This window comes from Hymenobacter psychrotolerans DSM 18569 (genome assembly GCF_900142395.1).
GTDB classification, from domain to species: Bacteria; Bacteroidota; Bacteroidia; order Cytophagales; family Hymenobacteraceae; genus Hymenobacter; species Hymenobacter psychrotolerans.
The window spans coordinates 33,062-55,251 of the sequence record NZ_FRAS01000019.1 but is presented as its reverse complement, the minus strand read 5'-3'; the positions used below and the strand labels follow the sequence as shown (position 1 = coordinate 55,251).

Sequence of the window (22,190 nt, the reverse complement as noted above, 5' to 3'; positions counted from 1 at the left end):
CCAGGTGAGGAAGCTTCCGCCATTCACTCATTCACTCATTCACTCAATGAAGCTACCGGGGGACGATACGGTAGAGCACCAGCCCGATGCCGGTGAAAACGATGCTGGGAATCCAGGCGGCCAGCAGCGGCGAAAGGGAGCCGACCTGCGCGAAGTTGCGGCTCAGAATCACGAAGATGATGAACACAAAAGCCAGCACGAAGCCCAGCGCAATCTGCCCGCCCACGCCCGCCCGGCTTTTGCGCGCACTCATAATCACGCCGATGATGGTGAGGATGAAAATGGCGTACGGATAGGCGTACCGCTCGTATTTCTCGCTCAGGTAAATCTGCGTGTCCGAGGCGCCCCGATCTATTTTCTGCTGAATGAAGGCGTTGAGCTCGGGCAGCGTCAGGGTTTCGCTGAGGCGGTAGGTGCTGGCAAAATCCTTGGGATACAAGTTGAGCGTAGTGTCGCGGGCGGGCAGTGCCAGCAGCGTTTCCTGCTGCCCCCGGAAGGTGCGCACCAGCTGCGGCGTCAGGCGCCAGGCCCGCTTCGTAGAGTCCCAGGTGATGGCCTCGGCCGTCATGCGGCGCTTGAGCAGCGTGCCCTCAATGGTTTCGAGCGCAAACTTGTAGCCTACGTTGTTCACGTTGTCGTAGCTTTCCATAAAGGCGTAGCTCGTCGGCCCCACCTTGATGTGCACGTTGCGGCCACTGAAGCGGTAGGGGTTTTTGATGTAGCGGCGCTCAAATTCCACCCGCGTTTTGTTGGCGTTCGGAATAATCCAGCCCGTCAGGGCCACCGTAACCACGGCCAGTACCAAGCTGCCCATCATGTAAGGCACCAGCAGCCGCTTAAAGCTCACGCCGGAAGCCAGAATGGCCACAATTTCGGTGCGCGCCGCCAGCTGGGCCGTCACGAATACCACCGCTATAAACACCGTGATAGGGGAGAGCAGGTTGGCGTAGTACGGAAACAGGTTCACGTAATACTCCGTGATAATCTTCCACGCGCCCAGGTTGTGCTGGATAAAGTCGTCGTTCTTCTCCGTGAAGTCAATCACGCAAATCACCATCACCAGCACCACCACCGTGAAGAAGAAGGCCGTGAGGAATTTCTTGAGAATGTATTTGTCGAGAATCCGAAGCATAGCGGATGAACAAACTATCTGAACGGTATGCGGCGCCTGCCGAAGCATCGGGCGCGCCGACGTAGGGGTACAATGTAAGTCGCCATACCAGCAAGGTGCTTCGATTTCGCGGGCACCAGACCAGGCAGGACGAGTTGGGTTTACTCCTTACAGCCGCGTCATCACCTGCTTCACCATCTTCTCCTTCCACTCGCGGAACGTGCCGGCCAGAATCTGCTGGCGGGCCTGCTTCACGAGCCACAGGTAGAAGGTCAGGTTGTGGATGGAGGCAATCTGCGGGCCCAGCATTTCCTTGCTCTGAAACAGGTGCCGCACGTAGCTGCGCGAGTAAAACGTGCTGACGTAGCCACCCAGTTCGGCATCAATCGGCTCGAAGTCGGTTTCCCACTTCTTGTTGGTCACGTTCATGATGCCCTGCGTGGTGAACAGCATGCCGTTGCGGGCGTTGCGGGTCGGCATCACGCAGTCGAACATATCCACGCCCAACGCAATATTTTCCAGGATATTGGCCGGCGTGCCCACGCCCATCAGGTAGCGCGGCTTGTCCTGAGGCAGAATGTCGCAGACCAGCTCGGTCATTTCGTACATCATGTCGGCCGGCTCGCCCACGCTCAGGCCGCCAATGGCGTTGCCCTCCCGGCCTTGCTCGGCAATAAACTCCGCCGACTTGATGCGCAGATCCCTGAACGTGGAGCCCTGTACAATCGGGAACAGCGTCTGCTGGTAGCCATAGTGGCCCTCGGTACTGTCGAAGCGCTGAATGCAGCGTTTGAGCCAGCGGTGCGTCATGTCGAGGGAGCGGGCGGCGTAGTCGTACTCGCAGGGCCAAGGCGTGCACTCATCAAAGGCCATGATGATGTCGGCCCCGATGGTGCGCTGAATGTCCATCACGCCTTCCGGCGAAAACAGGTGCTGCGAGCCATCAATGTGGGAGCGAAACTTCACGCCCTCCTCCTTGATTTTGCGCGTGCCGCTGAGCGAGTACACCTGGTAGCCGCCCGAGTCGGTGAGAATAGGCCGGTCCCAGCCGTTGAACCTGTGCAGGCCGCCGGCTTTTTGCAGCACGTCCAGGCCGGGGCGCAGGTAGAGGTGGTAGGTGTTGCCGAGGATAATCTGGGCCTGCACGTCGTCTTTCAGGTCGCGCTGCTGCACGGCCTTCACGGTGCCGGCCGTCCCGACGGGCATGAAAATGGGGGTTTCTATGGCGCCGTGGGCCGTGTGCACCACGCCGGCGCGGGCTTTGGTGTGCGGGTCGTTGGCTACGAGGTCGAAGGTCATGCGAAGGAGTGAGTTGTCGGGGCGGGCAGCAGGCAGGTAGTTGGTCGTCCGGAATGCAACACGCTGCAAACAGGTGGGCTGCCGCCGCTAACTAAGCCCGCTGCAAAGGTACTCCACCCGCCCCGAATGCCTACTTTTGCGGGCTAATTCACTGTTCGCGTTTTGTTGTTCGATTTTTCCCCGGCCATCTGGCTGCTGCTGGCCTGCGTGCTGGTGCAGCTGTACTACGCCGCCTACTACTTCCTACCCTTCGCCAACCGTCCGCCCGAGCCGGAGCCCGATGAGGCCGCCGCGCAGCCGGTATCGGTGCTGGTGTGTGCCCACAATGAGCTCGAAAACCTGCGCCGCCTGCTGCCGCTGCTGCTCCAGCAGGAGTACCCGGCCGGCTTCGAAATCGTGCTCATCGACGACCGTTCCAGCGACGACACGTTTCTGTATGTGCAGCAGCTGGTGCAGTATTACCCCAACGTGCGCCTCGTGACCATAGACCGCACGCCCGCCGGCCTGGCGCCCAAAAAATACGCCCTCACGCTGGGCATCAAAACGGCGCGCTATCCGCAGCTGCTCTTCACCGACGCCGACTGCATTCCGGCTACCAATCACTGGCTCAGCCGGATGCAGCACGGTTTTCGGCAGCCTGCTGATATGGTGCTGGGCTACTCGGCGTATGCCCCGGAAGAAGGGTTTCTAAATAAATTAATCCGGTTTGAAACCCTGCTCACCGGCGGACAGTATCTGTCTTTCGCGTGGCGGGGCAAGCCCTACATGGGCGTGGGCCGCAACCTGGCCTACACCCGGCAGGTCTTCACTTCCACCAAGGGCTTTGCCTCCCATATCCGCAGCCTCTCCGGCGACGACGACCTGCTGGTGCAGGACGCCGTGGCCCGGGGCGCGCGGGTGGCGGTGGTGGCCGAGCCAGGCGCTCATACCCTCTCCGAACCGTCCCAAACCTGGACGGCCTGGTGGCGGCAAAAGCGGCGGCATTTGTCGGCGGGCCGGCGCTACCGGCTTTCCGACAGGTTGCGGCTGGGAAACTTTATAGGGAGCAATCTGCTTTTCTATGGGGTCAGCGCTGCGGCGCTGTTTTCCCGGCCCGATTGGATACCTTTGGCCGGGCTGTGGGTGGTGCGTACTGCAATGGTCTGCTTCACCTATCAGCGCCTCAGCCGGCGCCTCGACGACCCGTTGCCGGTGGCGTTGCTGCCCGTGCTGGACGTTGTCTACTTTTTTTATTATTTCGCTCTGGGAATGTCGCTGTTCCTCTACCGCACCCTCCGATGGAAGTAAACAATCAGGAAAAACAGTTCTCCGCTAAAGCCAAGCACGATTTCAAGCTGATTCGGGCGGCCGTGGAGAATAGTGATGAGAAGGCCTACGCCGAGCTGATGCAGATCTATAAGAAGCCGGTGTACCACGTAGTGCTGAAGATGGTGCGCAACCCCGATGATGCCGAGGACCTCACCATCGAAGCCTTCGCCAAAGCCTTCCGCAACCTGCACAAGTTCAACCCCGAGTTTGCCTTCAGCACCTGGCTGTTCCGCATTGCTACCAACAACTGCATCGACTTTATTCGGAAGAATAAAATCAAGACGATGTCGATTGACTCGGCCATCAAAATCGACAACGGCGACGAAATTACCATCGACTTCCGCGACCAGAACCTGAACCCGCAGGAGACGACCATCAAGAACCAGAAAATCGAAATCATGCAGCACGTGGTGTCGCGGCTGCCCGACAAGTACCAGCGCCTCGTAACGTTGCGCTACTTCGATGAGTTGAGCTACGAGGAAATAGCGCAGGAGCTGAAAGCCCCGCTCGGCACCGTGAAAGCCCAGCTGCACCGCGCCCGCGAGCTGCTCTATGACATGGTGAAGAACAAAAAAGAAATTATATAAGTGAAAAGCCCCGGCGCAGGTCGGGGCTTTTTTTATGCTTACTTTTTCTTGCCTGTCATCCCGAGCGGAGCGAAGGATCTTGTCATGTTAGCAAGAGTCGTTGTTACAACGGATGTTCACAATGTGGTAAGGTCCTTCGCTCCGCTCAGGATGACAGATGAGGAATGACGGACGTGTTTACCTTTGCCGCACCATGCACATCATCAACCACTACTTCCCGCACCTCACCGACCACCAGCGCAAGCTGTTCAGCCAGCTCGATACCGAGTTTCGCGGCTGGAACGAGCGGCTCAACCTAGTGGCCCGCACTGATGTGGACAACCTCGCGGAGCGCCACTTTCTGCACTCGCTGGGCATTGCCAAGGTGATTGAGTTTCCGGCCGGCAGCTCGGTGCTGGATGTAGGCACGGGTGGTGGTCTGCCGGGCCTGCCGCTGGCTATTCTGTTCCCGGAAGTGAAGTTTCACCTCGTCGACAGCATTGGCAAAAAGATACACGCGGTACAGGAAATGGCCCGCGACCTGAACCTCACCAACGTCACGGCTGAGCAGATCCGGGCCGAGCAGCTGCGCACCAAGTACGACTACGTGGTGAGCCGCGCCGTGGCCCGCCTCGCCACCTTCCACACCTGGATTGCGCACCGCTACAAGCCCAACGGCGACGCCACCAGCGGCCTCTACTACCTCAAAGGCGGCGACCTGACCGAGGAAATCGAAGAATCCGGCCTCAAAGCCACAGTGTACAACCTGAGCGACTTTTATACTGAAGAATTCTTCGAGACGAAGAAGGTGGTGTTTGTGCCTACTAACTCGGTGAGGCCAGAATAGGAGGGGCTCGTGAAGGCACTCAACCCGTAGCTGGAGCAGGAAGCACGACGCTAGGTGGCTTAGTAGCACATACAGCAAGCCGGGCAGCAGTATAGCCGCAGTAGTGGAATAGGTAGGCCTTTTACAAGTTATAACCGTCGTTATCAACACATAAAAGGCCTGCTGCGCTTCTGCATCATACTACCTTAGGCCCACGCTCACCAGTAGCCTTATACACGATGAATTATAATACTGCTTTCAGCGAGTTTATGACTTTGTTTAAAGCTCAGAGCGAAAAGCATTTTGCTGAACTAGAACTAGATAGGGAAGCATATGGGCTGCAACATCAAAAAGGAACAAAATGGCGGCCCGGTTTGACAAAGCAAGAGCTGCTTGACTTTCAGCGGGAAGTAGGATTCGAGTTCCCTGAAGAGTTGATTGCTTTTTATCGAGTGATGAATGGTACTGATTTGCCAGGCGTAAATATTTATGGAGAGGAAGGCTTGCCCTATTCCTATGCCCCCATCTACTTCTCTTACCCGGAGCACCTTACTCAAATAAAGCAGGCTATAGAGGAGAGATTAGTTATTAAAGGGTTAACCATAAGCAAGATAAAGGAGGAAGGAATTCCCTTTGTCTTTCCAATTAATGATTTCTACTTTATGATAGTTGACAACCATACTAATCCGGTATACTTCCTTACACCAGTTTATTATAAGAACAAAGATATCAACCAAGCTTATGTCTACGGCTCGCTGTGGGCAGATACATTACAAAGCTGGTTGATTAAGGATATTTTCCACCAAACAGACCATATCAGTGATTTGGAAGAGTTTCCGGCCAAAAAGAGAATACCTAACTATTGGACAACTGAAGATGATGGGTAGTATCAAGCAGAAGTGCTATACCAGCAACAAAAATTAGGCAAGGACGAAAATCGCCACTTTTCCAAGGCCGCGCTTATAACTCACATTGCGTTAAGCAAGAATTCTTACTACCACTACTACCCTGGCACTTCCGCCGTCAGAAACTCCACGGCGCGGCGTTCCGAGTAATACTCACCATCGGGCGTGCCTTCGCCAAAACCGACGTGGCCGCCGTCGGAAGGCGTTTCCAGGAACACGAACTCGCTGTGCGCTGCAGCGTCGCGGGGGAAGCAGGTGGGCGGCAGAAACGGGTCGTTCTGAGCGTTGACGAGCAGCGTCGGGATGCGGATGCCGCTCAGGTAGCGCCCGGAGCTGGCGTGTTCGTAGTACTCCTCCGCCGATTTGAAGCCGTGCATAGGCGCCGTAAACCGGTCGTCGAACTGTGGGAAATCCTGGAGCAGGTCGAGGTCGGTGAGGTCTACCTGGTCGGGGAGAAGGGCGGCTTTCTGGCGCATCTTTTCGCGTAGCGTTTTCAGGAAACGCTTCAGATAGACTCGGTTTTCGAACCGGGCAATGTGGTAGGAGCTGGCCTTTAGGTCAGTTGGGACGGAGAAAACGGCGGCGCGTTCCACTTCGCGCGGCACCCGCTCCGGCTGCTCGCCTAAGTACTTCAGCGTTACGTTGCCGCCGGCCGAAAAGCCGGTCAGGAATACGCGACGGTAGCGCAGCTTGCTCAGGGCGTGGCGCACCACAAAATCCAGGTCGTTGGTGTCGCCGAGGTGGTAGGAGCGGAGCAGGCGGTTCATTTCGCCGCTGCAGCTGCGGTAGTTCCAGGCCAGCGCGTCAAAGCCGGCCCGGTTTAGGGCGCGCACCATGCCCCGTACGTACGGCCTCCCCGCGTCGCCTTCCAGCCCATGCGACACAATACAGAGCGTATCCGCTATCTGGTCGGTCAGCCGCGACCAGTCGAGGTCCAGAAAGTCACCGTCGTTGGTTTCTACCCGTTCGCGCTGATAGCGCACGTCGGGCACTTCCCGCCACAGGCTGGGTACAATGGTCTGTAAGTGGCCATTGAACAGGTAAAAGGGTGGCTGATAGCGGGATTCGGTAACGAGAGGCATGGGGCAGGGTGGCAGCGCCGCGTAAAAGATGAGGCTGGAATTGCCGGGTGGTGCAGGTGTAGAATTTAGGGTTTTAGGCTCATTTTTCAACCCATTTTGATTAAAAAAGTTCGGCATGCCTACTTTCAACAGCGGCAGAAACCGGAGTGGCTTGCACAAACCACCCAGTGAAATTCGGGCCCGACAGTTTGCACTTTCCATTCAAAGCCTTACCTTTGCCCACCCAATCCGAATTGAAACCGAGCAGAACGTTCATTTCTCCTACTCATGGCAAATCACAAGTCAGCCCTCAAGCGCATCCGTTCCAACGAAGCTAAGCGCGTGCTGAACCGTTACCAGGCTAAATCTACCCGCACAGCTATCAAGAAGCTGCGTGGCACCACCGACGCTACGGCCGCTCAGGAGCTGCTGAAGAAAGTATCGTCGATGCTGGACCGTCTGGCCAAAAAGAACATCATCCACAAGAACAAAGCCGCCAACAACAAGTCGAAGCTGGCTAAGTTCGTGAAGTCGCTGGCCGCCTAAGCAGCACCAGTAACTTTCTGCTCTTTTTATAGAGAAGGCCCCGTGCGCAAGTGCGGGGCCTTCTCGCGTTTTATTTGTATCGAATATTCTCTATCTTTTCGGCTTATCCTTTTTTCTGTACCTGTAAGCTCATTCTCCGTGAAAAAACTCTACCTCTTACTGATTCTGTGTGCCTGCCTGTGCGGTTTGCAGGCCACGGCCCAGAACTGGCGCCCCTTCCGGCCGAACGGCGACGTGCACGCCTTCCGGGGCGCCTCCGCCGACACCATTCTAACGCTGCGCCTCGACTCCGCAGGCGTGAGCGGCGCCGACTCGGTGTATTACTTCAACCGTATCATGCGGCGCGCCACCAGCTTTTCGTGGCAGAAGTCACCTAACAACCAGTTCGGGCAGCAAATGCGCTACAACGTGGCGCAACGAACTTATGTACTGCTTTGGAACGGAGGAACCTCGGGGCCGTTTGTGCTGGACAGATGGATAGTTCTGAAGCCATTCGCTCCGGTAGGTACGACCTGGACAAGCTTGGATATTGACATTGGTATGACTACCACTCTCGTATCGCGCGGCACCGCTCTCATTGATGGCGTGCCGGATTCTATTGTAACGTTCAGGGTGGGGAACCCCAGCGGGCTTAATGTGGTGCTGAGCAAGAACTATGGCCTCGTGTCGGCTCCCAGAAATCTGCTGGTGTACTCTCCCCGCGCTTCGATGCTCACGTTGGCCCGCCGCCCCGCGCCGGCCGGCCTAAGCTACTACAACCCGCTCATGCTGCTGGATCTGCAGCCCGGCGATGAGTTGGGTTACGAGCAGGAGCCTATCATGATGAGTTCTTTTCCCTGCTACCAAGGGTGGCTGCTGCGCAAAGTGCTGGCCCGACAAGTAACGAACGACAGCATCATCTACACATTCCGGCAGCAGAGCAAGATGGCGTACAGCAATGCGCCTGGCTGCCCGGGGTTGGGCACCACTGTTTCGCCGGTTACTACGGTGCGGCTAGCAGCCTCCCGGCGTACGGGGCGTTGGGCTGGCAACTTGCAGGCTGCCTACCAGGTGCTGCCCATTAATACGGACCTGCTGGCGTATGAGTACAGGCCGCAACAGCCCGGCACAAATTCCATGATGATGGGGCATCCGGTGGTGCCCACCCGGGCGGGCGGCAGCTGCGGCGGTCCGGCACTGTTGCAGCAGGAAATGCTATACGGAAACCCTGCCAGTGGCCAATACACGTATGTGCCCGGTATTGATGCCGCTGGCTGGAAACAACTGGTAGCCGAAGGAGTAGGGCCGGTAGCGCAGTATGAACACACCCTCACCTATTCCCGCCGCACCATCAACGGCGTGGTCCAAACCTGTGGTGTCCGCACTGATTTTGCTACGCTGCTGCCGGTCAAAGCTGCCCGCGCGGCGGCCACGTTCCAGCTGTATCCGAACCCGGCCGCCGAAACCGCTACGCTCACACTGCCGGCTCCGGCGCGGGCAAGCACCGCCATCCGGGTGCTCGACAACCTGGGGCGTGCGGTCCTGCGCCAGCAGCTTGCCATCGGGCAAAGCACCGCTACACTTGCGCTTCAGCGCTTGCCCGGCGGCCTGTATATAGTGGAAGTGCAGGCTGCCGGAGAAGCGCCGCAGCAACTGCGTCTGCAGCACTAGGCAACCGCACTATACTCATAGAAAAGGCCCGTCTGATCCATCAGACGGGCCTTTTCTATAGCTGCAAGATGAGCCGTTAGGCTACGCTCACCTTCACCATATTGGTTTTGCCCTTCTCGTTGATGGGCATGGAAGCCGTGTTGATGAACACGTCCCCTTTGTTGAGGTGGCCGGTGGTAGTCAGCACGTATTTGATGTCAGAGACGGAGCTGTCGGTGCTCACCATCCGGTCGTAGTAGAAGCCGCGCACGCCCCAGATCAGGCTTAGCGTCGTGAGCAAAGAGCGGTTGTCGGTGAAGATGAAGATGTTGGCTTTGGGACGATACTTCGCAATCTGGAAGGCGGTGTAGCCGCGGTGCGTCATGCCGGTAATGGCCTTGGCGCCCGTATTTTTGGCCAGGTGGCAGGCCGCCGACAGCACGCTGTCGACCATGAACGACGGCGAAGTCGGGTCGATGGGGAACCAGTGGTGGTAGAGTGATTCGCGGCGCGTTTCCACACTCATAATCGTGCCTACCATCGAGCGGATTACCTCGGCCGGATAAGCGCCCACGGCAGTTTCCGCCGACAGCATCACGGCATCGGCGCCATCCAGCACGGCATTGGCCACGTCGCTGGTTTCGGCGCGGGTGGGGCGAGGGGCCGTAATCATGCTTTCCATCATCTGCGTGGCCACAATCACGGGCTTGCCGGCCTTGTTGCACTTCTCAATGATGAGCTTCTGCGCCATCGGTACTTCCTCCATCTTCACTTCCACGCCCAGGTCGCCGCGGGCCACCATCACGGCGTCCGTAATGGCAATGATTTCGTCGAGGTTTTTGAGGCCTTCCGGCGTTTCGATCTTGGCAATGACACGGGCCGTTTTGCCGCTCTCCGCAATCAGGGTTTTAATGAAGCGGATGTCCTCGGCGCGGCGCGCAAACGACAGCGCCACCCAGTCCACATCGTTTTCGAGGCCAAATTTCAGGTCTTCAATGTCCTTTTCGGTCATGCTCGGCGCCGATACTTCCGAGTCGGGCAGGTTGATGCCTTTGCGGGGCTTCACGAGGCCGCCGTAAATCACCTCTACATCTACCTCCTGCTCCCGGTCGGTGGCCAGCACGCGCAGCTCAATCTTGCCATCGTCGATGAGAATCATGTCGCCGGCCTTCACGTCGCGGGCCAGACCCAGATAAATCGTGCTCAGGCGCGTAGCCGTGCTGATTTCCTTCTCGCCGCACACCAGCTTGATCTTGTCGCCGGCCTTTATTTCCACGCCACCGCCCTCTACTTCGCCGAGGCGGATTTTGGGGCCCTGCAGGTCCTGCAACAACCCCACGTTCATGCGCATATCCTTGTTGAGGCGGCGCACCGTGTTGATAACGGCAAGGTGGTCTTCGTGGGAGCCGTGCGAGAAGTTGAGGCGGAATACATCTACACCTTCGCGCATGAGCATGCCCAGCTTTTCGTAGGTGTTGGACGCGGGGCCAACGGTGGCAACAATTTTTGTTTTATTGAAATGGGGCCGGGTTTCCATGCAGTAAAATGACAGGTGACAAGTGAAAAGCAGCCCGCAAAACGGGCCTCGAAGGCAGCGCGAAGCTCCCGTTTCGCGCATCGGGCGGGCCATATTCGGGGCCGCTTTATTCGATGTACGAAACGGGAGCTTCGCGCTTCATCCGGAATTCAAAAGAGCAAATTTTCTTTAAACTTCAACGAATCCGGGTCAAATTGGCAGGCGTACTGCACCACCGGCAGCGCCGTAAGCCGGGCCAGTAGCGCCTCGCCGGCCAACTCGCCGTTGCCGTTGGTTACCTGAATCAGGTAATCGTATTCCTTGATGTCGGGCGCCAGAAACGGCTTTTTGAGCACCGAGGGGTCGATGGAGCGGTTCCGCAGCAGGCGCAGCGTGAAGTGTTCCGTGGCGTGCAGGTAGTTGCTGATAACGAGCCGGCCCTGGCTGAGCAGGTCATAAATCAGGTCCTGCTGCTTCACGAGGCGCAGGTGCAGCGCTTGGTTGAGCTGCCACGCCAGCATATGCTCCCGGCTCGACGAAACCACCCCGAACAGGTCGAAGTCGCACTCGTATTCTACGTCCAGCGTGAAGGTTTTCATAAACAGGCCCAGAAGCAGTGGCCCGCAAAAGTACACACGTCCCAACCCGAAACGAACCACCCCCGCCAGAATCTTGTACCGGCAAGAATCGGAGGACGATGTTTGAAAATGTTAGGGAAGATGGTGTTATTTGTGGCGAGTTTTCTCTAAACCCCCACGGAAATGTCTGAAATTGCAGAAAAAGTAAAAGCCATCATCATCGACAAACTAGGCGTAGAAGCATCGGAAGTTACTCCGGAGGCTTCGTTCACCAACGACCTGGGTGCCGACTCGCTCGACACGGTGGAGCTGATCATGGAGTTTGAAAAAGAATTCAACGTATCTATCCCAGACGATCAGGCCGAAAACATCGGCACCGTGGGTCAGGCTATCAGCTACCTCGAGGAGCACGCTAAATAGTATAGCCGCACCTTTCTACGGTTTTTGCGCATTCCGGCCGGCCTGCCGCCGGCCGTTTTGCTTTTCTGCCTTTTTGTAATCTCTGCCCGCCTATGGCTTTTCGAAGAGTTGTCGTTACCGGCCTGGGCGCCATCACGCCGCTAGGCAGCACCGTCCCGGCTTACTGGGAAGGCCTGCACCAGGGTGTAAGCGGCGCCGCGCCCATCACCCGCTTCGACGCCAGCAAGTTCAAGACCCGCTTCGCCTGCGAAGTGAAAAACTACAACCCGGACGATTATTTCGACCGCAAGGAAGGTCGGAAAATGGACCTGTTCACGCAGTTCGCCGTCATTGCCAGCGACGAGGCCATCAAGGACGCCGGCCTGCTGGAAGGCGTCAACAAGGATCGGGTAGGGGTCATCTGGGGTTCGGGTATCGGGGGGCTGAAAACCTTCCAGGAGGAGTGCTTCAACTTCGCCAAAGGCGATGGTACTCCGCGCTACAACCCGTTCTTCATTCCGAAGATGATTGCCGACAGCTCGTCGGGGAACATCTCCATTAAGAATGGCTTCCGGGGGCCCAACTTCGTGACTACTTCCGCCTGCGCTTCTTCGTCAGACGCTATTGTGGCTGCCTACAACTATATCCGCCTCGGCATGGCCGACGTGGTGGTGACGGGTGGCTCCGAAGCGGCTATTACGGAAGCCGGGGTAGGAGGCTTTAATGCGCTGAAGGCCATGAGCGAGCGGAACGATGATGCGTTGTCGGCTTCTCGCCCTTACGACAAGGACCGTGACGGTTTCGTGTTGGGGGAAGGCGCCGGCGCGTTGATTCTGGAAGCGTATGAGCATGCTCAGGCTCGTGGTGCCAAGATCTACGCCGAAATTATCGGCGGCGGCTTGTCGTCGGATGCGTACCACATCACGGCGCCGGACCCCACCGGTGAAGGCGTGGTACTGGTAATGCAGAACGCCCTGCGCGATGCTGGTATTCAGCCGGAAGAGGTAGACTACATCAACACGCACGGCACCAGCACGCCGCTCGGCGATGGAGCTGAGGTGAAAGCCATCCAGAAAGTGTTTGGCGAGCACGCCTACAAGCTCAACATCAGCTCTACCAAGAGCATGACTGGCCACCTGCTGGGCGGTGCGGGCGGTATTGAGGCCGTAGCCAGCATTCTGGCTATTCAGCACGGCATTGTGCCTCCCACCATCAACCATTTCACCGACGACCCCGAACTGGACCCCAAGCTGAACTTTACGTTCAATGAGGCCCAGAAGCGGGAGGTACGTGTGGCGATGAGCAACACGTTCGGGTTTGGCGGCCACAACACCTCGGTGGTGTTCCGCAAGTTTCAGGAATAACTGCAATGAGCCGCTTGCCCTTATTCGGGTTTTTTCGGCGGATGCTGGGCCAGGATAAGGCCTTCCGCCAGGCTATTGCTACGGTAACCGGCCGCACGCCTCAAAACGTGCGGCTTTACCATTTAGCCTTCACCCACTCTTCGGTGGTGAAGCAGCAGGCCACGGAGGCCGGGCGCAACCAAAGCAACGAGCGACTGGAATTTCTGGGCGATGCCGTGCTGGGCACGGTCGTAGCCGAATATCTATTTCGCAAGTTTCCGTACGAGCAGGAAGGCTTCCTGACCGAGATGCGCAGCCGCATCGTGAACCGGGAAAGCCTGAACGGCCTGGCGCTGAAACTTGGCCTCGACAAGCTGGTGCAGCTGGACCCCGGCCAGGGCCGCGCCGCCCGCTCGCGCTCCGTCAACGGCAACGCGCTGGAAGCGCTGGTGGGCGCCGTATACCTCGACCAAGGCTACAAAGCGGCCCGCAAATTCGTGCTCAGCCGCCTCGTAAAGCCGTTCGTGGATGTGAAATCTCTCACCGAAACCACGGCCAACTTCAAAAGTAAGCTCATTGAGTGGGCGCAGCGCAACGGCAAAGCCATCCGCTACGACCTCAACGGCGAAGCCCGCCCCGGCGGCGTGATGGAGTTTTCGGCCACCGTTTTGCTGGATGGGGAAGCCGTGGCTACGGGCATGGGCCTCTCTAAGAAGCAAGCCGAGCAATTGGCCGCCGAACGGGCGCTGGCCGCGCTCGGCGTGTAGCAGGCCGCGCGCCGGCTGGGGTTGGGAAAGTTGTTTTCGACTCGATCAATGGTTAGTACATAGTGTTGTTATAAAGAATAAACGATACCGTCAGTGGTCAAAAAGCTACTCTTAGGGATTGTGCTGCTGGTTATATTGTATGTGGGCGGCGGCATCGGGCTGATTGCGCTGGGTGTCATCGACAAGTTTTATTTCCTGCCGGGCTGGTCGATTAAGGGGCCCAATGCTACCAAAGACCGTTCGGGTTTCGCCGCCGATGGGCCGGTGGTTTATTACCAGGGCGCTACCCTCATCAGCTGGCAGATTGCGCCGCGTAACGGGAAGCTGCAACTGCTTACGGATACACTGAAGGCCGACGCGGTGCTGACGTGTTTTGTATCCGAAACGAACCGGCAGTTCCGCGTGCCGCTGCGCCCAACCCCAGCCCAACCAGAAGTGGCAGAATACGCGGCGGTGCCGAAGCTGCTGGCACTTTCCGATATCGAAGGCAACTTCAAAGGATTTGAACAGCTGCTGCGCGGAGCCGGCGTGGTAGACCAGAACCTGAACTGGCAGTACGGGCAAGGCCACCTAGTGCTGGTCGGCGACTTTTTCGATAGGGGCCTGAACGTGACGGAGTGCCTGTGGCTGATGTATAAGCTGGAGCAGGAAGCCGTGCAGGCCGGCGGCAAGGTGCACTTCATCGTGGGCAACCACGAACGGATGAACCTGACGGGCCACTACAAATACCTGCGCCGCAAATACCGCGCAAACGCCGACACACTGGGCTTGCCCTACGAAAAGTGGTACGGCAGCCATAGCCTGTTGGGCCGCTGGCTGCGCACCAAAAACGTGGTCGAGCGAATTGGAACCACACTGTTTGCGCATGGCGGCATCAGCCCAGAGCTGGCAGCACAAAACTTGCCGCTGACTCGTCTGAACGACCTGGCCCGTTACAGCCTCGACGTGCCGGTGGCTCACCTGACGCCGCAGGAAAAGCAAGCAACCCAGCCGCCCACCAGCCCCGATTGGTACCGCGGGCTGGCCCAGGAAAAGCCCGCAGAAGTGCAGGTAGACCAAGTGCTCAAAACCTATGGGGCCACCACGATGGTAATTGGGCACACGCCCGTGGAGGCTATCAAGCCGCTATACCACGGCAAAATCATTGCCATTGATTTGCCGCATCAGGAGAGGTGTGATGCCGGGCAACCTCTGCAGGCGCTGCTAATAGAAAACGGCAAGCTGAGTGTGGTCGACAGCCAGGGCAAACGCCAGGCACTGGCCGCGGAGTAGCGGGAGCAGGAGAGGGGGTGAGCATCGAATTCTGGTCGAGGCAATTCACCGCACCGGCTGCGGTGGGCAACCCGAGCCAAACATTTGGAGTTATTTGCATACTCAACCTTATTCCCTTATTCCATGCGTATTGCCGGCGCCGCCCTCAACCAGATACCGTTTGACTGGACCCACAACCTGCGCACCATCCGCGAAGCTATAGAGCAGGCCAAAGCCGCCGGCGTGCAGCTGCTGTGCCTGCCGGAGCTTTGCCTGACGGGCTACAACTGCGAAGACCTGTTTCTGAGCGACTGGCTGCCGGAGTCGGCGCTGGCGCACCTGCAGCAGGTGCGGCCCTGGACCGAGGGCATCTGCGTGGTAGTAGGCCTGCCCGTCCGGCTCAACCACCGCACCTACAACACGGCCGCCGTGCTCCGCGACGGGCAGATTCTGGGCTTTGCGGCCAAGCAGTTTCTGGCCAACGACGGGGTGCACTACGAGCCGCGCTTCTTTCAGCCCTGGCCGGCCGGCGAAACGACAACGGTGCGCTGGGAAGGAGAGGAGTGGACGCTCGGCGACCTGATTTTCGAGCATCAGGGCGTGAAGTTCGGGTTTGAGATTTGCGAGGATGCGTGGCGGCCCGACGATGTGCGGCCCGCCTGCCGCCTGATGGGCCGCGTAGACCTGATTGTGAATCCGTCGGCGAGCCACTTTGCCATGAGCAAGACCGACGTGCGCTACCAGCTGGTGACCAAGGCCTCGCGCACCTTCAACTGCACCTACCTCTACGCCAACCTGCTCGGCAATGAGGCGGGCCGCACCGTGTACGACGGCGAAATTCTGGTGGCCCGCAACGGCCATCTGCTGCTGCGCAACCAGCTCATGAGCTTCAAGGAAGTGGACATGGAATGCGTAGACGTGGATTTCGACGCAGAGCAGGTGCGGGCCGAAGAAATCCAGCCGCTGCCCACGCCCGATGAGTACCGCGAGCTGAACCAGGCGCTGAGCCTGGCCCTGTTCGATTACCTGCGCAAGGCCCGCAGCCGTGGCTTTGTGCTGAGTCTGAGCGGCGGTGCCGACTCCTGCATGTGCGCGGTGGCTGTAGCCGAAATGGTACGACTGGGCGCGGCCGAGCTGGGCACCGCCGAATTTATGCGCCGCTCCGGCTGCTTCACCACCGAGGAAATCGAGCAGATAGCCGGCCCCGCCGTGCCTGTAGCCGACCAGGACGCGCCCGGCCCGAAAGATGCCTCCCTGTCGGCGCCCGACCATGAGCAGGCAACGGCCAACCAGCGCATCACGCAGCGCCTGCTCACCTGCGCCTACCAGGGCACCGTCAATTCCTCCGACGACACCTTCAACTCCGCTAAAGAGCTGGCTGATTCGCTGGGCGCGGTGTTTTACAACTGGGAAATTGACCAGGAAGTAAACGGCTACGTAGGCAAAATCGAGCAGGCCCTGCACCGCGAGCTGACCTGGAAAACCGACGACCTGGCGTTGCAGAACATTCAGGCGCGGGTGCGGGCTCCGGCTATCTGGCTGCTGGCCAACGTGCAGAACTGCCTGCTCATCACCACGTCCAACCGCTCGGAAGCCAGTGTGGGCTACTGCACCATGGACGGCGACACGGCCGGCAGCATCTCGCCCATTGCCGGCGTCGATAAGGACTTCGTGAAGAAGTGGCTGCGCTGGGCCGAAACCGAGCTGAACTACCCCGCGTTGCGCCACGTGAATGGCCTGCAACCCACCGCCGAGCTGCGCCCCCTCGAAGAAAAGCAGACCGATGAGCGGGACCTGATGCCCTACGTGCTGCTCAACCGCATCGAGCGGCTGGCTTTCTACGACCGGCTTAGCCCGCAGCAGGTGCTGGCTACGTTGGTGCAGGAGGACCCGGCCCCCGACCCCGAGCAGCTCAAGACCTACGTGAAGCGGTTCTACAGCCTCTGGAGCCGCAACCAGTGGAAGCGCGAGCGGTACGCCCCCAGCTTCCACCTCGACGACTACAATGTAGACCCGCGCTCCTGGCTGCGTTTCCCCATCCTGAGCGGCGGCTACACCGAAGAACTGAACGCGCTGTAGCCCTGCCTTCGTGCTTTCCGCACAACTCCTACCTTTGCGCTCTACCCCGAGCCACCTCGTATGTATTCGTTTCTCTCTTTTATTACCTGGAACCCCAGCCCCATTCTGGCCGAAATAGGCCCGCTGACGCTGCGTTGGTATGGGCTGCTGTTCATGTCGGGGTTCGTGTTCGGCACGTTTATCCTGTCGCACATCTATAAGTCGGAGAAGGTGTCGCCGCGCTGGGTTGATGTCATCACCATCTATGTGCTGGTGGGTACCGTGCTGGGCGCGCGGCTGGGCCACGTGCTCTTCTACGACCCCGGCTACTACCTCACGGCGGAGCACTTCTGGGACATCTTCAAAATCTGGGAAGGCGGCCTGGCCAGCCACGGCGCTACGCTGGGCATCCTGCTGGCTACCTGGCTGTTTGCCCGCAATAATAAGTTCGATTACCTCTGGGTCCTCGACCGGATTGTGATTGTAGTAGCCCTCGGCGGCGCCATGATCCGGCTGGGCAACCTGATGAATTCCGAGATAGTAGGGGAGCCTACCGATAAGCCGTGGGCGTTTGTGTTCGTGCGCGACACGGAGCACCTGCTGCCCGCCACCCAGCCATTGCCGGCCGGTGCTGTGCAAATTGCCCCCGGCATAGCCCCGGATGGCAGCCGCACTTATACCATGCTGCCGGAGGGCGCGCCGGTAGCACCCAACACGCTGATGGCCGTGCCGCGCCACCCCACCCAGATTTACGAAGCCGCTTTCTGCATCGGGCTGCTCCTGCTGCTCTACGCCATGTGGAACCGCACCAAAGAGCGTACGCCTCGGGGGCAGTTATTCGGGCTGTTTGTGGTGCTGCTCTTCACGCAGCGTTTTCTCGGCGAGTTCCTGAAGGAAAATCAGGTGGCTTTTGAAAACGGAATGCCCCTGAACATGGGCCAGATCCTGAGTTTACCGCTGATTCTGGTAGGTATCTGGGTGCTGCTGCGCGCCGGCAAAGACCCCAACAACCCTCACGGCTACGCGCCCCGCGACCTAGAAGAGCAGGAAGCCAACGACAAGAAAACCATCAAAGCCTAGCCACTGCTTCGCTCAGTAAAAAAGGCCACCTGTTGTGAAACGGGTGGCCTTTTTTACTGACAGCAACACCAAACGGCGGCTACAGCTTATAGCGGTAGAGCGCGCCCTGTTCGGTGCTGATGAGCAGCGTGCCGTTGTCGAGGAACAGCACGCCTTCGGTTTGGCCGGCGCCTTTCAGCGAAATGCTTTTTGGGGTGGCTTGCAGGGCGCTGCTCAGGTCAGTGCCTTCCAGCAGAAACAGCTGCTCCCGGCCCAGCAGCGCCAGGTGGCGGCCATCGGGGCTGAGGTCGGCGCCCGTTACCTCGCCGGAAATAGAGAGCTTGGTGAGCAGCTCGGCGGTGTGGGAGCCGGGCTGGTCGGGCACGGTATACACCTTGCTGGTGCTTTGGTTGGCGCGGTCCTTCGTGAACAGATACACCTTACCCGCGTGCCAGAGCGAAGCCTCACAGTCGAAGTTGCGCTCCTCTTTCGGGGGGGGGAAAGCCGACTGGTCGGGGTAGCGGAAGCTAATTTTGCCCACTTTGTCCGGCTGCTGTGGATTGACGCGGTAGATGGTCAGGTCGCGGCGGGAGTTGTTGTTGTTGCCGGCATCCGTCACGAAAACCGTGCCCTGGCCGTCGTCGGCGAGGCTTTCCCAGTCAACGTTGCTGACCGGCAACTCCCGCTCACCAAGCTTTTCGCCTTTCTCGTTGATGAGGTAAAGAATTGGTTTGGTGCCCGCGTCGCCGTGCGTGTAGAACGTACCGGCCCGGCCGCCGTGGGCCAGCCCGGAGCTTTCCGGAATGCCGCCCTGCAGCTCGCCTACCGATTCCAGCGCCGCCACCGGCCCGCTGTTCGACTTATCTTTCTTGCCTTTCTTACCCTTCTTCTTCTCTGATTTCGGCGCGTCGTTCGACTCTTTGGCTGTGTCGCTCTGGGCCTGCGAGCAGGACGCGTTAAGCATCGTTAGCAGGCCAAGGCTGAGCAGGAATATTCTGGACATCTGGAAGGAAGCAGTGATGAAAAAAAGCTGCCCGACTACAAGCCGGCGCAGTAACGGAACAGGCCTTATACGGGAGAGCCGCCAAAAAAGTAAGAGCCAGCGCTACGGTACCGGGTCGTGGCCGTGGCCGCCCCAGGGGTGGCAGCTGGCAATGCGGCGCAGCGCCAGCCGGCCGCCGCGCCAGGGGCCATACTTTTCAATGGCCTGCACCGCGTAGGCCGAGCAGGTGGGCGTGTAGCGGCAGCTGGCCGGCGTGAGCGGCGAAATCAGGTGCCGGTACACCCACAGCAACCCCAGAAAAAGCTGACGAAAAACAGTTGACATACAGGCAAAGAACCGGAACTGGCGCGGAATAGATTCCGATGGGCCCCGGCTCGGCTTGTTCGGCGGGCAGTTGCACAGCCTTTTCGTAGCTTTGGAGGTCGGTTGGCCTCGTGTGGCAGCCGGTTTTTCTTTCCCAATTTCCCACTACGTTTTATGCGCAAGAACCACTGGGCCAAAGCCCTGCTGCTGACGTTGCTGCTGCCCTTCACGGCCCGCGCCGACGAAGGCATGTGGCTGCCTCTCTTCGTGAAACGGCTCAACCAGGCCGACATGCAGAAAAAAGGCCTCAAGCTGACGGCCGAAGAAATCTACGACATCAACAATGCCAGCCTCAAAGATGCCGTAGTGCAGCTCGGCGGTTTCTGCACCGGCGAGTTCGTGAGCAGCCAGGGCCTGCTCCTCACCAACCACCACTGCGGCTACGACGCCATTCAGAGCCACAGCACGCCCCAGAACAACATCCTGCAGAACGGCTTCTACGCTGCAACCAAAGCCGAAGAAAAGACCAACCCCGGCCTGTTCGTGGATATTCTGGTGCGTATGGAAGACGTGACCGGCAAGGTGCTGGAAGGCATTTCGCCGGCTACTCCCGAAGCGGAGCGCGTAGCTACCGTGCAGAAGCGCCAGCGCGAAATGGCCGACGCCGCCAAGGAAAACGGCCAGTACGTAGCCTACGTGCGCGACATGTTCGGCGGCAATGAGTACTACCTGTTCGTGTATCAGCGCTTCGGCGACGTGCGCCTGGTAGGTGCGCCGCCGGAAGCTGTGGGCAAGTTCGGTGGCGACGCCGACAACTGGATGTGGCCCCGCCACACCGGCGACTTCTCGATGTTCCGCGTGTATGCCTCCAAGGACAACAAGCCCACCGCCGGCTTTGCGGCCGACAACATTCCGTACGTGCCCAAAAAGCACCTGCCCGTGAGCCTGCAGGGCGTCAGCGAGGGCGACTTCGCCATGGTGTTCGGCTTCCCCGGCCGCACCCAGCGCTTCCTGCCCGCCGCCGGCCTGCAGATGACGCTCGACCAGAGCAACCCCGTCCGCATCAAGCTGCGCGACACGCGCCTGAAGCTGTGGAAAGAGGACATGGACCAGGATGCCGCCCTGCGCCTGAAGTACGCTTCGAAATACGCCAACATCGCCAACTACTGGAAGTACTTCATCGGCCAGAATGAAGGCATGAAGCGCCTGAAAACGGTGGACCAGAAGAAAGCCGAAGAAGCTTCGCTGGTGCAGTGGATCGGGCAGGACCCGGCCCGCAGCCAGCAGTACGGCGAAGCCCTGACCACCATCAACCAGGCCTATGCTGGTCTACGCCAGTACAACCTGAGCAGCCAGTACGTGAATGAAGCCGCTTTCGGCACCGAAATCATCACGCTGTCCTCGCGCATGATGCCGCTCTACATGGTCCTCAAAGCCACGCCCCAGGACAAGGCCGCCATCAGCAAAGCCACCGCCGACCTGAAAGAGCCGGTAGCCGAATACTTCAAGGACTACAGCGTTTCTACCGACAAAAAGGTGTTTGCTGCGCTGATGGGCCTGTATATGAAAGACGTGCCCGCCGAGCAGCAGCCCGATGTGTTCCAGACGGTGAAAAAGCAGTACGGCGGCTCTATGCAGAAGTACGCCGACTACGTGTATGCCAATTCCTTCCTGACTTCGGAAGCCAAGGTAAACGCCTTTCTGGCCGCGCCTTCGCTGGCCAAGCTGGAGGCCGACCCCGGCTTCAAGACGTTCAACTCGGTATACACGAACTACACCCAGAACATTCTGCCCAAAATGCAGGGTCTGCAGGCTGGCCTCACGCGGGCTAACCGCCTCTACGTAGCTGCGCTACGCGAGAAAAACAGCCAGAAAGTGTATTCGCCGGATGCCAACTCCACTATCCGCCTGAGCTACGGCAGCGTGCGTCCCTATAAAGGCCGCGACGCCGTGAGCTATGACTTCAAAACCACGGCCCAGGGCATTCTGGAGAAGGAAGATGCTACCAACCCCGAGTTTGTGGTGCCCCAGAAAGAGCTGGAGCTGCTGAAAATGAAGGATTATGGCCGCTACGCCGATAAAAACGGCGCTCTGCCCGTGGGCTTCATCACCGACAACGACATTACGGGCGGCAACTCCGGCTCTCCCGTTATCAACGGCCGTGGTGAGCTGATCGGCCTGGCCTTCGATGGCAACTGGGAAGCCATGACCGGCGACCTGGCCTACGACCCCGAGCTGAAGCGCTGCATCAACGTGGACATTCGCTACGTGCTCTGGTGCATCGAGAAGCTGGGCGGTGCCAAGCACATCGTGGACGAAATGACGGTAGTAAACAACGGCCCGAACCCCGGCGTGGGTGCCGCCACGGCTTCGGCCGCCGGCCTGAGCGACGTGGAGAAAATGAAGGTGAAAACCGAAGACGGTCAGAAAACCAAAGTCAAGAAGAAGAAGGGCAAGGAAGGCGCCGCAGCCGGTATGTAAGCTGCTGGTTACCGACCAACGCCTGTGCCTGAAACGCCCCGGTATCGAAAGATGCCGGGGCGTTTTTCGTCCTGAATCCTGAAGGCGGCTCGTGCTAAAGTCGGGGCTGTAGCCACAGGCTGAACCAAGTTGGGCCGGGCAGTATCAGGCTGTTTTCCGGCGGCAGCGTACGGCCGCTGCC

Annotated in this window: 20 protein-coding genes; 13 read left to right on the top strand and 7 right to left on the bottom strand. The window is 58.9% G+C overall.

What is annotated here, in order from left to right:
* Positions 1-52 precede the first annotated feature (52 nt).
* Together BUE15_RS16005 and tgt are read right to left on the bottom strand one after the other, a co-directional pair.
* A complete protein-coding gene (locus BUE15_RS16005) occupies positions 53-1,132 on the bottom strand; it encodes an LptF/LptG family permease (protein ID WP_073287359.1) in 1,080 nt (359 codons plus the stop codon).
* A gap of 147 nt (positions 1,133-1,279) precedes the next feature.
* A complete protein-coding gene (gene tgt / locus BUE15_RS16000) occupies positions 1,280-2,410 on the bottom strand; it encodes a tRNA guanosine(34) transglycosylase Tgt (RefSeq protein ID WP_073287356.1) in 1,131 nt (376 codons plus the stop codon).
* 162 nt (positions 2,411-2,572) lie between these two features.
* Between tgt and BUE15_RS15995 the strand changes: the two genes are divergently transcribed.
* The 4 genes from BUE15_RS15995 (at position 2,573) to BUE15_RS15980 (ending at position 5,997) form a co-directional block, all read left to right on the top strand.
* Positions 2,573-3,697, top strand: coding sequence for a glycosyltransferase (locus BUE15_RS15995; RefSeq protein ID WP_084549118.1), 1,125 nt, complete (start codon positions 2,573-2,575; stop codon positions 3,695-3,697).
* Positions 3,688-4,305 (top strand): RNA polymerase sigma factor, encoded by a 618-nt coding sequence (locus BUE15_RS15990; RefSeq protein WP_073287353.1) that lies wholly within the window; start codon positions 3,688-3,690, stop codon positions 4,303-4,305. The genes BUE15_RS15995 and BUE15_RS15990 overlap by 10 nt, the downstream gene beginning before the upstream one ends.
* A 193-nt stretch (positions 4,306-4,498) precedes the next feature.
* Entirely contained in the window at positions 4,499-5,131 is a 633-nt protein-coding gene (gene rsmG / locus BUE15_RS15985; RefSeq protein ID WP_073287349.1) for a 16S rRNA (guanine(527)-N(7))-methyltransferase RsmG, read from the top strand.
* A 218-nt stretch (positions 5,132-5,349) separates the two neighbouring features.
* Positions 5,350-5,997 (top strand): SMI1/KNR4 family protein, encoded by a 648-nt coding sequence (locus BUE15_RS15980; protein WP_073287346.1) that lies wholly within the window; start codon positions 5,350-5,352, stop codon positions 5,995-5,997.
* A 116-nt stretch (positions 5,998-6,113) separates the two neighbouring features.
* On the opposite strand, the gene BUE15_RS15975 is transcribed toward BUE15_RS15980, so the two are convergent.
* Positions 6,114-7,097: a YheT family hydrolase gene (locus BUE15_RS15975; protein ID WP_073287343.1), complete on the bottom strand. Its 984-nt coding sequence runs from the start codon at positions 7,095-7,097 to the stop codon at positions 6,114-6,116.
* A 267-nt stretch (positions 7,098-7,364) separates the two neighbouring features.
* Here BUE15_RS15975 and rpsT point away from each other — a divergent pair, with 267 nt between their 5' ends.
* Together rpsT and BUE15_RS15965 are read left to right on the top strand one after the other, a co-directional pair.
* On the top strand, positions 7,365-7,622 hold the full coding sequence (gene rpsT, locus BUE15_RS15970; protein ID WP_073287339.1) for a 30S ribosomal protein S20: 258 nt from the start codon (positions 7,365-7,367) through the stop codon (positions 7,620-7,622).
* Positions 7,623-7,760: 138 nt separating this feature from the next.
* On the top strand, positions 7,761-9,272 hold the full coding sequence (locus tag BUE15_RS15965) for a T9SS type A sorting domain-containing protein (protein ID WP_073287337.1): 1,512 nt from the start codon (positions 7,761-7,763) through the stop codon (positions 9,270-9,272).
* 76 nt (positions 9,273-9,348) lie between these two features.
* Here the strand turns inward: BUE15_RS15965 and pyk are convergent, their stop codons facing one another.
* Positions 9,349-10,788: a pyruvate kinase gene (pyk, locus tag BUE15_RS15960; RefSeq protein WP_073287334.1), complete on the bottom strand. Its 1,440-nt coding sequence runs from the start codon at positions 10,786-10,788 to the stop codon at positions 9,349-9,351.
* 149 nt (positions 10,789-10,937) lie between these two features.
* The gene (locus tag BUE15_RS15955) at positions 10,938-11,366 is read right to left on the bottom strand and encodes an IPExxxVDY family protein (RefSeq protein ID WP_073287331.1); all 429 of its coding nucleotides are present in this window, start codon (positions 11,364-11,366) and stop codon (positions 10,938-10,940) included.
* A 162-nt stretch (positions 11,367-11,528) separates the two neighbouring features.
* Between BUE15_RS15955 and BUE15_RS15950 the strand changes: the two genes are divergently transcribed.
* The 6 genes from BUE15_RS15950 to lgt all read left to right on the top strand — a co-directional run bounded on the left by BUE15_RS15950 (position 11,529) and on the right by lgt (position 18,243).
* A complete protein-coding gene (locus tag BUE15_RS15950) occupies positions 11,529-11,765 on the top strand; it encodes an acyl carrier protein (protein WP_019948606.1) in 237 nt (78 codons plus the stop codon).
* A 92-nt stretch (positions 11,766-11,857) separates the two neighbouring features.
* Entirely contained in the window at positions 11,858-13,108 is a 1,251-nt protein-coding gene (gene fabF, locus BUE15_RS15945; RefSeq protein ID WP_073287329.1) for a beta-ketoacyl-ACP synthase II, read from the top strand.
* Positions 13,109-13,113: 5 nt separating this feature from the next.
* Positions 13,114-13,854, top strand: a complete 741-nt coding sequence (rnc, locus tag BUE15_RS15940) for a ribonuclease III (protein ID WP_073287326.1) — start codon at positions 13,114-13,116, stop codon at positions 13,852-13,854.
* A 120-nt stretch (positions 13,855-13,974) separates the two neighbouring features.
* Complete coding sequence (locus tag BUE15_RS15935; protein WP_170865288.1) at positions 13,975-15,126, top strand: metallophosphoesterase; 1,152 nt, start codon at positions 13,975-13,977, stop codon at positions 15,124-15,126.
* A 123-nt stretch (positions 15,127-15,249) separates the two neighbouring features.
* Positions 15,250-17,184, top strand: a complete 1,935-nt coding sequence (gene nadE / locus BUE15_RS15930; protein WP_073287321.1) for an NAD(+) synthase — start codon at positions 15,250-15,252, stop codon at positions 17,182-17,184.
* Positions 17,185-17,244: 60 nt separating this feature from the next.
* Entirely contained in the window at positions 17,245-18,243 is a 999-nt protein-coding gene (lgt, locus tag BUE15_RS15925; RefSeq protein ID WP_073287318.1) for a prolipoprotein diacylglyceryl transferase, read from the top strand.
* 79 nt (positions 18,244-18,322) lie between these two features.
* Here the strand turns inward: lgt and BUE15_RS15920 are convergent, their stop codons facing one another.
* Positions 18,323-19,225, bottom strand: coding sequence for an SdiA-regulated/phytase-like domain-containing protein (locus tag BUE15_RS15920; RefSeq protein ID WP_139252346.1), 903 nt, complete (start codon positions 19,223-19,225; stop codon positions 18,323-18,325).
* 102 nt (positions 19,226-19,327) lie between these two features.
* Positions 19,328-19,549, bottom strand: a complete 222-nt coding sequence (yidD, locus tag BUE15_RS15915; RefSeq protein ID WP_073287312.1) for a membrane protein insertion efficiency factor YidD — start codon at positions 19,547-19,549, stop codon at positions 19,328-19,330.
* Positions 19,550-19,702: 153 nt separating this feature from the next.
* Here yidD and BUE15_RS15910 point away from each other — a divergent pair, with 153 nt between their 5' ends.
* Positions 19,703-22,009, top strand: a complete 2,307-nt coding sequence (locus BUE15_RS15910) for a S46 family peptidase (protein WP_073287309.1) — start codon at positions 19,703-19,705, stop codon at positions 22,007-22,009.
* Positions 22,010-22,190 lie beyond the last annotated feature (181 nt).